Source organism: Bacteroides luhongzhouii, from assembly GCF_009193295.2.
Classification (GTDB): Bacteria; Bacteroidota; Bacteroidia; order Bacteroidales; family Bacteroidaceae; genus Bacteroides; species Bacteroides luhongzhouii.
Window position 1 is genome coordinate 3,338,270 of sequence record NZ_CP059973.1, and the last position, 14,778, is coordinate 3,353,047.

Annotated in this window: 16 protein-coding genes and 2 tRNA genes; 13 read left to right on the top strand and 5 right to left on the bottom strand. The window is 42.6% G+C overall.

Annotated features, from left to right (window positions below; translation table 11 throughout):
- From GD631_RS12140 to GD631_RS12170, 8 genes are all read left to right on the top strand, one after another.
- Positions 1 to 1,383 (top strand): RagB/SusD family nutrient uptake outer membrane protein, encoded by a 1,383-nt coding sequence (locus tag GD631_RS12140; RefSeq protein WP_008770866.1) that lies wholly within the window; start codon positions 1 to 3, stop codon positions 1,381 to 1,383.
- Positions 1,384 to 1,461: 78 nt separating this feature from the next.
- Positions 1,462 to 3,264, top strand: a complete 1,803-nt coding sequence (locus GD631_RS12145; RefSeq protein WP_143257245.1) for a glycerophosphodiester phosphodiesterase family protein — start codon at positions 1,462 to 1,464, stop codon at positions 3,262 to 3,264.
- Between the two features lie 15 nt (positions 3,265 to 3,279).
- Entirely contained in the window at positions 3,280 to 4,173 is an 894-nt protein-coding gene (locus GD631_RS12150) for a glycerophosphodiester phosphodiesterase family protein (RefSeq protein ID WP_143257246.1), read from the top strand.
- A 13-nt stretch (positions 4,174 to 4,186) separates the two neighbouring features.
- Positions 4,187 to 5,542: an MFS transporter gene (locus GD631_RS12155; protein ID WP_143257247.1), complete on the top strand. Its 1,356-nt coding sequence runs from the start codon at positions 4,187 to 4,189 to the stop codon at positions 5,540 to 5,542.
- 126 nt (positions 5,543 to 5,668) lie between these two features.
- Positions 5,669 to 5,803 (top strand): hypothetical protein, encoded by a 135-nt coding sequence (locus GD631_RS22280; protein ID WP_004302294.1) that lies wholly within the window; start codon positions 5,669 to 5,671, stop codon positions 5,801 to 5,803.
- A gap of 8 nt (positions 5,804 to 5,811) precedes the next feature.
- Entirely contained in the window at positions 5,812 to 6,057 is a 246-nt protein-coding gene (locus GD631_RS12160) for a hypothetical protein (protein ID WP_004315521.1), read from the top strand.
- A gap of 49 nt (positions 6,058 to 6,106) precedes the next feature.
- On the top strand, positions 6,107 to 6,448 hold the full coding sequence (locus GD631_RS12165) for a type II toxin-antitoxin system RelE/ParE family toxin (RefSeq protein WP_143257248.1): 342 nt from the start codon (positions 6,107 to 6,109) through the stop codon (positions 6,446 to 6,448).
- Positions 6,429 to 6,734, top strand: coding sequence for a helix-turn-helix domain-containing protein (locus tag GD631_RS12170; protein ID WP_004325432.1), 306 nt, complete (start codon positions 6,429 to 6,431; stop codon positions 6,732 to 6,734). The genes GD631_RS12165 and GD631_RS12170 overlap by 20 nt, the downstream gene beginning before the upstream one ends.
- Positions 6,735 to 6,971: 237 nt before the next feature.
- On the opposite strand, the gene GD631_RS12175 is transcribed toward GD631_RS12170, so the two are convergent.
- Together GD631_RS12175 and GD631_RS12180 are read right to left on the bottom strand one after the other, a co-directional pair.
- Positions 6,972 to 9,089, bottom strand: coding sequence for a virulence-associated E family protein (locus GD631_RS12175; protein ID WP_185911453.1), 2,118 nt, complete (start codon positions 9,087 to 9,089; stop codon positions 6,972 to 6,974).
- Between the two features lie 87 nt (positions 9,090 to 9,176).
- Positions 9,177 to 9,407: a DUF4248 domain-containing protein gene (locus GD631_RS12180; protein ID WP_004305834.1), complete on the bottom strand. Its 231-nt coding sequence runs from the start codon at positions 9,405 to 9,407 to the stop codon at positions 9,177 to 9,179.
- 193 nt (positions 9,408 to 9,600) lie between these two features.
- Between GD631_RS12180 and GD631_RS12185 the strand changes: the two genes are divergently transcribed.
- The 3 genes from GD631_RS12185 to GD631_RS12195 are packed head-to-tail and all read left to right on the top strand — an operon-like array spanning position 9,601 to position 10,722.
- Positions 9,601 to 10,104: an HU family DNA-binding protein gene (locus tag GD631_RS12185; RefSeq protein WP_004305836.1), complete on the top strand. Its 504-nt coding sequence runs from the start codon at positions 9,601 to 9,603 to the stop codon at positions 10,102 to 10,104.
- On the top strand, positions 10,101 to 10,292 hold the full coding sequence (locus tag GD631_RS12190) for a hypothetical protein (RefSeq protein WP_004302306.1): 192 nt from the start codon (positions 10,101 to 10,103) through the stop codon (positions 10,290 to 10,292). Before GD631_RS12185 ends, GD631_RS12190 begins: the two co-directional genes overlap by 4 nt.
- Positions 10,279 to 10,722, top strand: coding sequence for an N-acetylmuramoyl-L-alanine amidase (locus GD631_RS12195; protein WP_004305837.1), 444 nt, complete (start codon positions 10,279 to 10,281; stop codon positions 10,720 to 10,722). Before GD631_RS12190 ends, GD631_RS12195 begins: the two co-directional genes overlap by 14 nt.
- A gap of 27 nt (positions 10,723 to 10,749) precedes the next feature.
- Here the strand turns inward: GD631_RS12195 and pflA are convergent, their stop codons facing one another.
- Both pflA and pflB read right to left on the bottom strand, forming a co-directional pair.
- Positions 10,750 to 11,478 (bottom strand): pyruvate formate-lyase-activating protein, encoded by a 729-nt coding sequence (gene pflA / locus GD631_RS12200; protein WP_143257249.1) that lies wholly within the window; start codon positions 11,476 to 11,478, stop codon positions 10,750 to 10,752.
- Positions 11,479 to 11,493: 15 nt separating this feature from the next.
- Positions 11,494 to 13,722, bottom strand: a complete 2,229-nt coding sequence (gene pflB / locus GD631_RS12205; RefSeq protein ID WP_004305839.1) for a formate C-acetyltransferase — start codon at positions 13,720 to 13,722, stop codon at positions 11,494 to 11,496.
- Positions 13,723 to 13,962: 240 nt separating this feature from the next.
- Here pflB and GD631_RS12210 point away from each other — a divergent pair.
- Positions 13,963 to 14,047 (top strand) — tRNA-Ser (locus tag GD631_RS12210).
- A 78-nt stretch (positions 14,048 to 14,125) separates the two neighbouring features.
- Positions 14,126 to 14,213 (top strand) — tRNA-Ser (locus GD631_RS12215).
- A 74-nt stretch (positions 14,214 to 14,287) separates the two neighbouring features.
- Here GD631_RS12215 and nuoE read toward each other — a convergent pair.
- A complete protein-coding gene (nuoE, locus tag GD631_RS12220) occupies positions 14,288 to 14,764 on the bottom strand; it encodes an NADH-quinone oxidoreductase subunit NuoE (protein ID WP_143257250.1) in 477 nt (158 codons plus the stop codon).
- Between the last annotated feature and the right edge of the window lie 14 nt (positions 14,765 to 14,778).

A 14,778-nucleotide genomic window follows, 5' to 3' on the forward strand; every position in this document is an offset into this window, starting at 1 on the left:
ATGAAGAATAAATTATTGATAGTATGTGCATTTTTCTGTTTGAGTTCTTGTGAGGGCTTCTTAGATTTGTCGCCGGAATCTCAGCCTAATGCTAAAGAATTTTATGTAACTGAAAATGATTTTAATAGTGCGGTAATGGCGTGTTACCAGTCGCTTCGGAATTATCCGACAATCGTTCTTGATGTATTGGAGTATCGTTCGGATAATATGTTTATGCCAAGTTTTACGTCCGGTTCTCAAGATAAATATGAAATCAACCATTTTCAAGATAACAAGACAAATAGTTTGATTGCTGATATTTGGGAGAAATCGTACAGTGCAATAAGTTGTTGTAATGTGATGATAGATCACATTCAGAATGCAACAATCAATGCCGACAAGAAATTACAATTTGAGGCGGAAGCCCGTTTCATTCGTGCATTTCATTATTTTAATTTGGTGCGTCTCTTTGGTGGAGTGCCATTGGTTGTGCATGAACTTTCCGATGGAGAGGCCTTGAAGATGCCTCGGGAAAGCGTAGGCAAAGTTTATGAGCAGATTGAATCCGATCTGATATTTGCTTTACAGTTACCCGATACTTATGATAAATCAGATTTAGGGCGGGTGACATCTAATGCGGCTGAAGCTCTTCTTGCAAAAACTTATCTGACAAATAAGAAATATAATGATGCAAAGACTCATTTAAATAATATCATAATCACAGAGAAATATGATTTGCTTACTGATATAAAGGATGTTTTTGATGTGAATAATGAGATGAATAAAGAGATCTTGTTTGCCATTAAATATAGTAAAACATTGATTGACGGTGGTCATGGAATGTGGTTAAGTCTATCGGATGTAACATTGGGCCATTTTAGTGACGTCCTGAAAGGAGCCTATAATAGTGATGATGCGCGTGCAGGATTGTTGGAGTACAAAAAGAGTGGTTCTGTTTATTTACCGATGAAATATTATGATATTCAGGATGTATCTACTAAAGATGTTGGAAATGATTTTATCGTTTTGCGATATGCAGATATTCTTTTGATGTATGCGGAGGTATTGAACGAAGAATCTTTTGATACGGATATTAACTCAAAGAACAGCGGTTTTTATTATCTGAATAAAGTACGTGATAGAGCAGGGCTACCAAATCTGACATCCTTGGAAGTACCTTCACAATCAGACTTTAAAAAAGCTGTTTTGAACGAAAGATATTTGGAATTTCCATTAGAAGGAAATCGTTGGTTCGATTTAATTAGAACAGGAACGGCAAAAGAGGTCATAAAGGCCGCTTATGATATAGATATTCCGGATTATAGATTGATTTTCCCGATTCCTAGTGCAGAAGTTGAGAAGGTGAATAATCCTAATATACTTCCACAAAATCCTCAATATTAGAAAACTCACTATGTTATATTGGAATATATAGATAAGATAGTTATTTATATATTCCGATATAATTGAAATGGCTGAAACATGATAAATAGAAAATTAGTTGTTTTTGTGAGCTTTTGTATTCTGAGCATTAGTTCATTTGCTCAGACCAGATTAGACAGTATTCGCAATAAACTGTTTGCTCCTGAAAACAAGAATGTATTAGTAGCTTCTCATAGAGGTGATTGGCGAAATGCTTGCGAGAATTCCATAGAGGCAATAGAGAATGCAGTAAAAATGGGGGTAGACATTGTAGAAGTTGATTTGGCAAGAACGAAAGATGGACACTTGATATTAATGCATGATTCTAAGTTGGACCGGACAACGACCGGCAAAGGACTGGTTGCAGATCATACGCTGGCAGAAATTAAAGCACTTCAATTGCGAAATGGTTGTCATATAAAAACTATTTATAAAGTACCGACTTTAGAAGAGGCACTACTGTTTGCTAAAGGTAGAGTGATGCTTAATTTGGACAAAGCTTTTGATTATTTTGATCAGGTTTATACCCTATTGGAGAAGACAGGAACGACCGATATGGTAATAATGAAAAGCGATGTTCCGGCAGATTATGTGAAAAAGAACTATGGGAAATATCTAAAAAAGGTCGTCTTTATGCCAAAGATTAATTTGGACGATAAAAATGCAATGCAGCGTTTGGATGACTATTTACAAATAATAAATCCTGTGGCGGTAGAGTTCAAATTTGCATCTGATTTGAACAGATTACCCTATGAAGTAAAAAATGCGATGAAAGGGCGAGCACGAATTTGGTATAATACTTTGTGGAATACCCATGCAGGCGGTCACGATGATGATTGCTCTTTAGTTGATCCGGATGAAGGTTATGGCTATTTGATAGATTCGCTCGGGGCTTCCATATTGCAAACAGACAGACCTGCATATTTAATAAATTATTTGAAAAAGAAAGAATTGAAAAAGAAATGGGAATGTATTGAAAATTGGGATTACCTTTCCGTAGAGAATGAATGGACAATGCAAACAAGTCCTAATTTTGATGTAGAAGAAGTATTCTTGAAAGGTAAGCATACTCCCGCTACAAATGAAGATGGGATAATTGTAACTCCCTATTTTGCAGCAGTCATTGATGGCGCTACGGCAAAATCGGAATTGGAGATTGATGGAAAAAAAACGGGGCGTATAGCGATGGAACTGGTCATTGAGGCGATACGCGATTTCCCTAAAGATATTGATGCGAATGAAGCTCTGAAAAGGATAACAGAGAAAATACATTCTTTTTATGTTCAGCATCGTTTATTGGAAGAGTTGAAGAAAACACCTGGTAGTCGTTTAACTGCCAATGGAGTGATTTATAGTTATGAAAAGAATGAAATATGGCAGATCGGGGACTGTCAGTGTCTTTTTGGTAATACTTACTCTTCAAATGAAAAGGAAATTGACGCTATAATGGCTAATGCGCGTGCGGTAGTAAATGAAATAGCTTTGTTAAACGGTGCTACGCCGGATGATTTATTGAACAATGATCCAGGTCGTAATTTTATTTATCGTTTTCTCCAGCAGCAGGCTATACTTCAAAACAATCCTGATAAAAATCAACCGTATTCTTTTCCGGTTTTTGATGGTTTTCCCATTAATATGCATCAGGTACGTATTTTCTCCATAGGAAATCATACACAGATAGTCTTATCGTCTGATGGCTATCCTTGTTTGTTCCCGACTTTGAGGGAATCGGAATGTTATTTGATGGATATTTTGGAGAATGATCCTCTTTGTATGCGCCAATATAAAAGTACTAAAGGTATAAAGAAGGGAAATTACTCCTTTGACGATAGAGCTTATTTAAAAATCAGAATCAATAGATAAAAATACTGAAACAATATGAGAAAGTTATTCATTTTTAGTTTGTTGCTCATTACTATTTCGGGGATAAATGCTCAGAATAGAAAGTTACGTGCGAATTTGTTAGATAAAAATAATCATTCGGTGATGGTGGTTTCTCATCGTGGTGATTGGAGAAATGCACCGGAAAATTCTTTGCAAGCAATACAAAATTGTATTGATATGGGAGTTGATATGGTCGAAGTTGACTTGAAGAAAACGAAAGACGGACATCTCATTGTGATGCATGATCAAACAATTGATCGCACAACAACAGGAAAAGGGAAACCGGAAAATTACACTTTGGAAGAATTGCGGCGTTTTCGTCTAAAAAATGGAGCAGCTCACAAGACTACTCATCTTATTCCTACTTTAGAAGAAGTCATGTTATTATGTAAGGGCAAAATATTAGTCAATATTGATAAAGGGTATGATTATTTTAAAGAGGCTTATTGTATTCTGGAAAAAACAGGAACGGTTGACCAATGTGTTATCAAAGCTGGACTTCCTTATGAACAAGTAAAAGTGGAGAACGGGGAAGTATTGGATAAAGTGATTTTTATGCCAGTGATAAATTTAAATAAGGAAGATGCTGAAAAAATAATAGACAGTTATCAGAAACATTTGAAACCGATAGCTTATGAATTAGTCTTTGATAATGATGAAAAAGAGACTCTTCGATTGATTCAGAAAGTGCGTGATAGTGGCGCAAGGCTTTTTGTTAATTCTTTGTGGCCTAAACTATGTGGCGGCCATGATGACGACCGTGCAGTAGAACTTCATCAGCCGGATGAAAGTTGGGGGTGGATAATTGACCAGGGAGCCAAGCTAATTCAAACAGACCGTCCAGCCTTATTATTGGAGTATCTACGTAAAAAGAAACTTCACGACTAAACGCACTTCCTTCATGTTGAAACAACTAATCAATTTTTACAAGGTCTCGGTGAAGAGACCTTGTAACGGAGAAGCTTTGTCTTCATCCGATGCCCGCCGTTTGAAGTTTCTGAAATGGTCTACCTTCCTTTCTGCGACTTTTGGTTACGGTATGTATTATGTGTGCCGTCTTAGTCTGAATGTTGTAAAGAAACCTATTGTAGATGAAGGCATTTTTTCGGAAACAGAGTTAGGCATCATAGGTTCCGTATTGTTCTTCACCTATGCGATCGGGAAATTCACGAACGGTTTCCTTGCCGACCGTAGCAATATCAACCGTTTTATGACTACCGGTTTATTGGTAACCGCTTTGGTTAACCTCTGTCTCGGTTTTACTAATTCTTTTATCCTGTTCGCTATCCTTTGGGGGATTAGCGGCTGGTTTCAGTCTATGGGAGCAGCATCCTGTGTAGTAGGGCTTTCCCGTTGGTTTACGGACAAAGAGCGTGGTTCATACTATGGCTTTTGGTCTGCGAGCCATAATATCGGCGAAGCGTTGACTTTTCTGATAATAGCCTCAATTGTCAGCGTGTTGGGTTGGCGGTATGGTTTCTTTGGAGCCGGTATAGTGGGATTGATAGGAGCGTTGATTGTCTGGAAGTTCTTCCATGATACTCCCGAAAGCATGGGGTTCCCTTCGGTGAATGTTCCCAAAAAGAAAAAAGAAATGAGTGAAACAGAAATGGCTGATTTTAATAAGGCACAGCGTCAGGTATTACTGATGCCTGCCATTTGGATACTGGCTCTTTCGAGTGCTTTTATGTATATCAGCCGCTACGCTATCAATAGTTGGGGTGTTTTTTATTTGGAAGCCCAAAAGGGTTACTCCACATTGGATGCCAGTTTTATCATTTCTATTTGTCCGGTCTGTGGCATAATCGGTACTATGTTTTCCGGTGTTATTTCTGATAAGTTATTTGGTGGACGTCGCAATGTTCCTGCGTTAATTTTCGGATTGATGAATGTGTTTGCTCTCTGTTTGTTTCTCTTAGTTCCGGGAGCTCATTTTTGGATAGACGTGTTGGCAATGGTACTTTTCGGTTTAGGTATCGGAGTTTTGATCTGTTTTCTGGGTGGTTTGATGGCAGTGGATATTGCTCCCCGTAATGCTTCGGGTGCTGCATTGGGAGTAGTAGGTATTGCCAGCTACATCGGAGCCGGATTGCAGGACGTGATGAGCGGTATTCTGATAGAAGGGCAAAAGACTGTTCAGAATGGAGTAGATGTTTATGACTTCACGTATATCAATTGGTTTTGGATTGGTGCTGCTTTGCTTTCGGTGTTGTTTGCTTTGCTGGTATGGAATGCAAAATCAAAAGAAGTGGATTAAAGTGAGTACATTAGGTTAGAATATAAGTCTTTGTTTTCAAGGTATTAGACACCATTCCGGGAAGTAAGTAATGATTGCTTATCTTTCTGGAATGGCTTTTTTATAATCAATTAAATAAAAAGTTTTATGGAAAATTCATTGAATGATGAATTATTGTGTTCATTGAAAGATGAACTTCGTGAAGTAACCGCACAAATCAATGTGCATAGTGAAAAATTAATGGATCTGCTCGACCAAAAAAAAGAATCGTCGGTCAACTGACTCGAGAGGTGTCGCATCTCACGCCTGTCATCATCGAGTATCGGGGAAATCCGAAGCAATATGTCTCTGTTGTGCTCGATGCCATCAATCTGGGTAGGTTGACGTATGACGGAGTAGCAAATTGCGAACAGACTTTTCGTGCGTTAGCAAGCGTTGTAGATGTGATAAGCCCTAAGAATGGGAAAACGCTTAGTGTAGAGACGCTGGTGTCTTATGAGAAGAAAAAGCGTGCCGGAGAATTTGAGGAAAAATAATATAAAATAAAAAGATGATTGTTGTATAGTTGAACAACAATTCGTATATTTGCAGTATGAAAAGAGAAATAATAGCGCATATAAAGGATATTTCAAAGAGTTCTTTGATAGTCTGGATACTGGCACCCAAGATAAGATATTATATGTGTTAATGCTATTGCAAACGCAGGACAGAATACCTTTGAAGTTTATGAAGTTGATAGAAGAAGGACTTTATGAACTTCGTATTGAGTACCAGAGTAATATATATAGAATATTCTTTTGTTTCGATGAAGGACGTATTGTGATACTCTTTAACGGATTCCAAAAGAAAACAGAAAAGACCCCAAAGAAAGAAATTGAAAAAGCAAAGATATTAAGAAAGGAGTATTATGGAAGCAAAAACAAATGAGGAATTCTTTAACGTCAGCGCATTAATAGATGAGCGTTTTGGTAAGGAAGGAACTGTTACTCGTGCGGAAGCAGAAGAAAAAGCGTATGCTTTCTACACCGGGCAAATTATCGAAGACGCAAGGAAAAAGGCTAAGATTACTCAAGCAGAGTTAGCCCGGCGTATCGGTTCCGACCGTTCTTATATTTCAAGAGTGGAAAGTGGTCAGACAGAACCTAAGGTTTCTACCTTCTATCGCATCATGAATGCGTTAGGTTGTAGGATCGAATTTTCGATGTCTTTATAAGAAGCGATTAAAAAAACATGGTGGGAAATTTGAAAAAGATAACTGTCTTTTTCAAATTTCCCACCGTTTTTTTGAGGAAGAAAAAGGAAAAGGTGAGGGTAGGTGAGGGTCAATTTCTAACATTCGTATTTTTTTTTAGAAGAAAATAGAAGAATAGAAATAAGAAATATAAAAATGAAAAGTTGCAAAAGTACCCTCACCAACCCTCACCTTTTTGCGTGCGAAGGAGATGAAATCTTATTCATATAGCCTGTTTGATTTCACCTGTTCCGTATCAATAATGAATACAGTGTATCTTCTCCCGTTTTTTCCCTTATGAAATTCGAAGCCGTGTTTGGACATCACTTTTCCCAGTTGGGCTTTGGTTCCGTGAGAATATTGATACCCCGTCCGTTCGCGAATCAATTCCGCAATTTCAGTGACCGTCAGATAATGCACCTTTTCGAAACGTTCCGGTTTGCGGATATGTGTCAACACCAGTTCTTCTTCCGGTGAGTGGAAAATGAAATCCTCGTTGTTCTCTTCAATCCGTGAGTTTTCCGACTGGGTGAACCAATACTGATACCCCGGCTTGTTGAGCAGATACTTGATTTGTGCATACAACTGCGCGTAGTTTATTTTGATAAACTCCATCGAGTCGACATGAAAGCAGAGAAAACGGCGGTTACCTGTGGTGTCGTGAAGCACTTCCTGGTAATTGCATGTGCCGGCAAAAGAAGCCGTGTGAGGAAAGTTCTGCGAACGCCGCGCGTATGGCAGGCGGATGCTGATTACTTTGCGGGTAACCAAATCCTTGAAGATATTCAGTTCCCGTCCGCTCATCCCTTCAAACTCATCCAGATTGATAAGCATTGCTTGCGCTATTTTGGCCAGATCATCCTTGTTGCTCGGGTTGATAAGACCGGTAGAAAGATAGGCGCGCAATTCGGGCGGCAGCAGGTTGTTGATAAACGTAGTCTTTCCGATGTTCTGTATTTCGCTGCAAAGCAACAAAACAGTGTGGTTCACCACATCGTCTTGTGTGGCGGCAGCGCACATTCCCACCAGATAACGTTCCAGACATTCTACCCAAAATTTCTGGTGACTAGTATGCACGCTGTTGGCAAGGATACCGATATAATCCGTTCCGTCCCATTCAGGCAGCGAGTCTAAATACTCGCGAATAGGATGGTAGGTGATGCTGAAGTCGGAGTAGATCAGATTCTGAATCGTCTTGACGGTGCACGAATAGCCTAGTTCGTTCATCTCCATCCAAATGCTGTTTTCCATCATTTCGTCGAGAATATGGAAAGGTTCCGGTTGCTCCGTGTCCGTTTTCCTTCTGCGATATTCCATGATATGAAGCACTTCGTTGTAGCGTGTATCATAATTTTCTTTGATATGTTGCTCAATCTGTAACATTCGCTTCTGCGTACTATTCAGCTTGCGGGTGTCGAATTCCTCGTTGTGTCCGTAAGCACTCCCGATCAGTGCGTCCATTTCATCCGCGGGAAGATCTGTGAACTGGCTCTTGATAAAAGCTGCCGCCTCTTCCTGGGGGACGCCGTAGCGATTGTACATACAAGCCAGGCAATGCAGGTAGTTGTTCCGGTTGCCGGTGACGTACTTTTCGGATTTATTGTGATAATAGTTCAGAGTCACCATTAAGGAAGCGTGCGAGGAATGGTAGTTGAGTGCCACTTGTTCGGTGAGGGGATTGTTGTCTGGTGCTGTCGTCTTTTTCTTTTTGCCGGATGCCCTTTTCTTCTTTTGAGACTTGAAGAACATCGGTGGCTGTTCCACGATGACAGCTGTGGCATCGGGATTGAAATAAATATCCGGATCGTAAGAGAACAGGCAAGTGCGGCTGACATCCTGCCCGGAAGTGTCGACCTCAACTCCGCAGAGCTGGGCATAAAAGGAAGCGATTTTGTGATAAGCGGCATGATGGAAATCTTCAATTTCCTGAATCGTTTCGGGCAATGTCCCGTCCGTCCGGCATACACGTACCACGATTTTCAGTCCCATTCCTTTGGGACTGATGAAGGCGATGCGGGTGTGGGCACACTTTTTTGCCAGTGCGAGGATGCGTGCCAATACTTCCTGTGTCTGATGGTCGATGTCTACCACGATGTATCCCAGATACTTGACGAGAGTTGCGTTTGAACGTCCTCCCCGGTAGTTGGCTGAAAAGGTGATTTCCGGTAGTTCTATTTTCTTTTCGTTAGCTGCTTTCTCGCCTTGTTCCGCGAAGATTCGGCGCACGTCCTCCACTGTTTCCCGGTATGTGCCGTTGCTGATGGCCGATACGATTTCTTCTTCTGTCATTTCGGCTATGACGCGGTAAAAGTCTTGAAAGATGGTAAAATGATCCATGTTGGTTTGTTCTTTTTAATTTGCGGTTGCAAAGAAATTTGTTTGTAAAATAATAGAATGGAACTTTTCGTTTTTTCGATTAAGTTCCTAGGGTTCTCCCAAATAGCGTATGATCGTTGCCACCTGCCGGGGAGAGAGAAGGCGGTTGCGGGCACGATAGCCTTCTTGTTCGAGTTCTTGCAGGAGCGGAAGGTTGTAGACAATCCAACGACGTAGTATTTGTAAGGCTACTTTGAGGCATACGTTGGGGTTGTAAAGATGAGCTAGTTCCGACTTTTTATAAGTGCGGATATGAAACGGCTGATCCGGATAATACATGATGAATGATGTTTGGTTTATGCTATAAAGTTACTGAAAATTAATGATTTATTAAAAGAATAACGTCATTATTATTCATAGAATATCAGGAGACTTCGTTGGGGAATCCGGAGGGTGAAAAATGTGTTATCTTTATGTCGTTAACAAATAGGGAACGCGTTCGAAATGTGTGAAATCTTAAAATTATTTTATTATGGCAATGACAGTAACTTATTCAGTAGTGCCGCGCAAGAATCCTGCCAAAAAGGATGAGTCGGCAAAGTATTACGCGCAGGCACAGGCTTCGGGGGAGTTGGATTTTGAAGAGTTGTGCGAGGGAATCACCAGTCGGTCTACCTGTACGGAGACAGATGTGCGTGCCGCCATTTCGGGTATTCTTTATGAGGCGAAGCGTGCGTTGAAAGCGGGAAGAATAGTCCGGCTGGGTGATTTGGGCAGTTTGCAGATCGGGTTGAACAGTGAAGGAGCTGTGTCGGTCAAGGAGTTTTCAAGTTCGCTGATTACGGCTGCCCATATTATTTTCCGTCCCGGAAAGACGTTGGCGGACATCACGAAGATTCTTAGCTATCAGCAGGTAACGACGCGTGCGGTGGCTCAAACGGGCGGTAGCGGCAATGAAGGAGAAGACGATGACAAAGGTTCCGGTGGCGGTTCAGACGGTGGTGGAAGCGGAGAAGCTCCGGATCCGGCAGCATGATAACTTTAATATTAGATCAAATGAAAGAAATTGTAACTAAGATTTTGGATGTAATCATGTTCCTTGTGCCTTTCTTCGGAAAAAGAAAGCGGAACAGAATTGTGAGAGAGGTGCGCTTCAATGCTACCCATAAGGAAGTGTGTAATGTGAAAACGACGGAAAGGGAAAAGGACGATGAGAAAGATTAGTCTGATTGTGATTCACTGCTCTGCTACCCGTGTCGATCGCGACTTCACGGCGAAGGATGTGGACACTGCCCATCGCTTTCGGGGCTTTTCGTGTTGGGGGTATCATTATTACGTTCGCAAGTCGGGACAGATAGAGCCGATGAGGGATGAAGATACGGTGGGTGCTCATGCACGCGGTTTTAATGCGATTAGTTTAGGGGTGTGCTATGAAGGCGGGCTGGATGAGAACGGAAAGGCAGCGGATACACGTACTTCCCGCCAGAAAGAGGCGATGCATCGTCTGGTAAGTGAGTTGCTGCAGCGTTATCCGGATGCAAAGGTGGTCGGTCACCGGGACTTGAGCCCTGACACTAATTATAATGGAATTGTTGACCCTTGGGAGCGGATCAAAGAGTGTCCCTGTTTCGAGGCGAAAGCAGAGACATGGTGATTTTTATCCTATTTATTACTGTGGTGGTTAATTGACCACCACAGTAGTGAAATACTCTTTAAATACCTCCGCGGCTTTTTCAAGTTGTTCGGGGGTATTTTCTTTTACGTCTTTCAGCTTGTATTCTTGCTCCATCGCTTCATACTTATGTACGCCTAGTGTATGATAAGGCAGGATTTCCACTCGTTGAATCATCTTGTACTTTCCCAAGGCCTCTCCCAGTTGGCGGATGTCTTCCTCGAAATCGCTGTATCCGGGCACTAATACATAACGCAGCCAGAAAGGTTTCTCGTTTTCTTCCAGCCATGCTGCCGTGCGGATGGTTTGTTCGTTACTTCTTCCGGTCAGTGCCTGATGGCGTGCCGGATTGAACTCTTTAATATCCAGCAATACAAGATCCGTCAGTTTGAAAAGTTCTTCTACTTCTTCGTTCCAGATACCTCCGTTGCTGTCTATGCACACGTGTATTCCCTTTTCTTTCAGTTCACGCACTAGAGGAACCAGTGCTTTGGCCTGAAACGTAGGTTCTCCTCCGGAGAAAGTGACTCCTCCGCGTTTCCCGAAAAAAGGACGTTGGCTCATAGCCATGCGGACAATCTCTTCCGGTGGGGTAGGTGTACCTCCTTTTCCGGCTATTGTGTCGGGGTTGGCACAATACAGGCAGCGGAAATTGCATCCTTGAAGAAAAACGACGAGCCGTAAGCCCGGCCCGTCGAATGTTCCCATACTTTCGTATGAATGTACGTTTATTGTCATATTGAGTAGATCTGATTACATACGTTCGTGGAAGCTACGGCTGATTACTTCCAATTGATGTTCGCGGCTCAACTTCACGAAGTTTACGGCATAACCGGAAACACGGATGGTGAGTTGCGGATATTTTTCCGGATGTTCCATGGCGTCGTAAAGCATCTCACGGTTCAGTACGTTCACGTTCAGGTGGTGAGCGCCTTTGGTGAAGTAACCATCCATCATTGTCACCAGATTTTCTACGCGATCTTCTTCAGTAGCTCCCAGTGATTTCGGAACGATGGAGAAGGTGTTGCTGATACCGTCTTGTGAGTCGCGGTAACGTAATTTCGCTACGGAACTCAAAGAGGCGATAGCACCGTTCTTGTCACGTCCGTGCATCGGGTTGGCTCCCGGAGCAAAAGCGACACCTTTGGCGCGTCCGTCGGGAGTAGCACCTGTCTTCTTGCCATACATCACGTTGGAAGTGATGGTGAGCAAAGACAGAGTAGGACGGGCATTTTTGTAAACCGGAAGTTTCTTCAATTCTTCGCTGAAGAAATAGACCAGGTCAACACCCAGGTGGTCTACCTTGTCGTTGTCATTACCGAAGCAAGGGAACTCACCTTGAATATCGAAGCCTTCTGTCAGACCGATGTCGTTGCGGCGTGCAGTCACTTTGGCATATTTGATGGCCGACAGTGAATCGAGGGCGATAGAAAGTCCGGCTACACCGTAAGCAAGATTGATGCGTGGGTTGGTATCTACAAGAGCCATTTGGGCTTTTTCGTAGTAATACTTATCATGCATATAATGGATGATGTTCATCGCTTCGTTGTAAACACGGGCGATTTCCGTCAATACCTTCTTGTAGTTGCTCATTACTTCTTCGAAGTTGAGGACATCACTTGTCAGTACGGGGATGTTTTTCACCATTACCGTACCGGTGTTTTCGCAACGTCCGCCGTTGATGGCAAGCAACAGGGCTTTTGCCAGGTTGCAACGTGCGCCGAAGAACTGGATTTGTTTTCCGATTTCCTGATAAGATACGCAACAGGCGATTCCGTAGTCGTCAGACTGGCGTACTTCACGCATCAGGTCGTCGTTTTCATATTGGATGGAAGAAGTGTCGATGGATACTTTTGCGCAGAATTCTTTGAATCCTTCCGGCAGTTCCGGGCTCCACAGTACAGTCAGGTTCGGTTCCGGTGAAGGGCCGAGGTTGTAGAGTGTTTGCAGGAAGCGGAAAGAAGTCTTTGTCACCTTGGTGCGTCCGTCGTTGAGGCGTCCGCCCAGAGATTCGGTTACCCATGTCGGGTCGCCGGCAAAGATATCGTTGTAAGATTGCATACGCAGGTGGCGCACCATACGCAGTTTGATGACAAACTGGTCGATCAGCTCCTGTGCGAAAGATTCTGTGATGGTTCCTTTGCTCAATTCATATTCCATATAAATGTCGAGGAACGAAGAAACGTTACCCAGTGACATGGCAGCACCGTCTTGTTCTTTTACGGCAGCAAGGTAAGCCATGTACACCCATTGTACTGCTTCTTGTGCGGTGTAGGCAGGACGGCTCAAGTCGAGTCCGTAGTATTCGCCCATTACCTTCATGTCCTTCAGTGCCTTGATTTGCTCTGCCACTTCTTCGCGCAGGCGGATGCGGGCTTCGGTCATCGGACCGGTAAGGTTACGCAAATCTTCTTTTTTAGCTTCAATCAGTCGGTCGATACCGTAAAGAGCCATACGGCGGTAGTCGCCGATGATACGTCCGCGGGCATAGTTGTCAGGAAGTCCGGTGAGGAATCCCAGAGAACGGAACGAACGGATTTCTTCGGTGTATACGTCAAATACTCCGTCATTGTGAGTTTTGCGGTAGTGAGTGAAGATATCTTTTACGCGGTCGTCTACTTCCACACCGTTTTCGTGGCAGGCTTTGCTCACCACGTTGATACCTCCGAAAGGTTTGATTGCACGTTTCAGAAGTTCATCTGTTTGCAGACCGACGATCAGTTCGTTTTCTTTGTCGATATATCCGGCTTTATGAGAAGTGATGGTTGAGACGGTGACATTATCCAGTGAGCGTACTCCGTTATTGGCTCTTTCTTCTGCCAGTGCTTCGAGGCAGCGATTCCATACAGCTTTTGTGCGTTCGGTAGGTCCTTCGAGAAAAGAAGCATCTCCATAATACGGAGTGATGTTGTGACTAACGAAATCTCTTACGTTGATTTCTGTGCTCCAGAGACCGTCTTTAAAGATCTTATTTAATTCCATAAATGATAAAATTAGAGGTTGTAGTTATCCTTTTCTTTAGAGCGCACAAAGTTACAACGTTTTTTCATATAATCAGCATAAATATGCTCCATTTTATGCTTTTCAACATAAAATACCTAGATATTGCTATTCTTTGGAAATGATATTCGTGATTTTTTTTGTGAAAACTCTTGTAAGTTTAAAATATATTCGTACCTTTGCACCGCTTTTAACGAAAAGCACTTCTGAAAAGGAAGTTTTGGAGAGGTGGCAGAGTGGTCGATTGCGGCGGTCTTGAAAACCGTTGTACTGCGAGGTACCCGGGGTTCGAATCCCTGTCTCTCCGCTAGGATAGCAGCTTTTAAGCTGCTATTTCTTTTGTGGAAAATATATTTCCATTGTCTGTTTCTTTATTGGAAAATAAGGAGAGGTGCTCGAGTGGTTGAAGAGGCACGCCTGGAAAGCGTGTATACCCCTAAAGGGTATCACGAGTTCGAATCTCGTTCTCTCCGCTTTTTTTGTTTAGAAAATGTTTGAAAGTGGCTGCTTTGAAAAATCAAGGCAGCCACTTTTTTATTCCGGACATTTATTCCAACTCCTCGATAATCTTCTTCACATCTATCGGTTGCAATCTTCCGTACACTTTCTCGCCAATCATCACCACCGGAGCCAGTCCGCAGGCACCTACGCAGCGCAGGCAGTCCAATGAGAATTTTCCATCCGGTGTAGTTTCGCCGACTTCGATGCCTAGTACGCGTTTGAATTCTTCGAGCAACTTCTCGGAGCCGCGCACGTAACATGCCGTACCCATGCAGACGGAAATGGGATGTTTTCCTTTCGGAGTCATGGTGAAGAAGGTATAGAAGGTGACCACTCCGTATACTTTCGATACGGGGATTCTTAGTTTGGAAGCGATGATGCGTTGCATCTCTTCGGGCAGGTAGCCGTGCAGGTGTTGCGCTTCGTGCAAAATATTGATTAGTTCGCCCGGGTTGTTTCCGTGCTTGTCGCAAATCGTTCGGACTTGTTCTGCCACATCGCAGGCTAATTTTATTTCTGACATAATCCTTTTGGTTT

Bases quoted from the DNA above. Each gene is read 5' to 3' on its own strand.
- GD631_RS12140 (WP_008770866.1), top strand. From the start codon at position 1: ATGAAGAATAAATTATTGATAGTATGTGCATTTTTCTGTTTGAGTTCT.
- GD631_RS12145 (WP_143257245.1), top strand. From the start codon at position 1,462: ATGATAAATAGAAAATTAGTTGTTTTTGTGAGCTTTTGTATTCTGAGC.
- GD631_RS12150 (WP_143257246.1), top strand. From the start codon at position 3,280: ATGAGAAAGTTATTCATTTTTAGTTTGTTGCTCATTACTATTTCGGGG.
- GD631_RS12155 (WP_143257247.1), top strand. From the start codon at position 4,187: ATGTTGAAACAACTAATCAATTTTTACAAGGTCTCGGTGAAGAGACCT.
- GD631_RS22280 (WP_004302294.1), top strand. From the start codon at position 5,669: ATGGAAAATTCATTGAATGATGAATTATTGTGTTCATTGAAAGATGAA.
- GD631_RS12170 (WP_004325432.1), top strand. From the start codon at position 6,429: ATGGAAGCAAAAACAAATGAGGAATTCTTTAACGTCAGCGCATTAATA.
- GD631_RS12175 (WP_185911453.1), bottom strand. From the start codon at position 9,089: ATGGATCATTTTACCATCTTTCAAGACTTTTACCGCGTCATAGCCGAA.
- GD631_RS12180 (WP_004305834.1), bottom strand. From the start codon at position 9,407: ATGTATTATCCGGATCAGCCGTTTCATATCCGCACTTATAAAAAGTCG.
- GD631_RS12185 (WP_004305836.1), top strand. From the start codon at position 9,601: ATGGCAATGACAGTAACTTATTCAGTAGTGCCGCGCAAGAATCCTGCC.
- GD631_RS12190 (WP_004302306.1), top strand. From the start codon at position 10,101: ATGATAACTTTAATATTAGATCAAATGAAAGAAATTGTAACTAAGATT.
- GD631_RS12195 (WP_004305837.1), top strand. From the start codon at position 10,279: ATGAGAAAGATTAGTCTGATTGTGATTCACTGCTCTGCTACCCGTGTC.
- pflA (WP_143257249.1), bottom strand. From the start codon at position 11,478: ATGACAATAAACGTACATTCATACGAAAGTATGGGAACATTCGACGGG.
- pflB (WP_004305839.1), bottom strand. From the start codon at position 13,722: ATGGAATTAAATAAGATCTTTAAAGACGGTCTCTGGAGCACAGAAATC.
- nuoE (WP_143257250.1), bottom strand. From the start codon at position 14,764: ATGTCAGAAATAAAATTAGCCTGCGATGTGGCAGAACAAGTCCGAACG.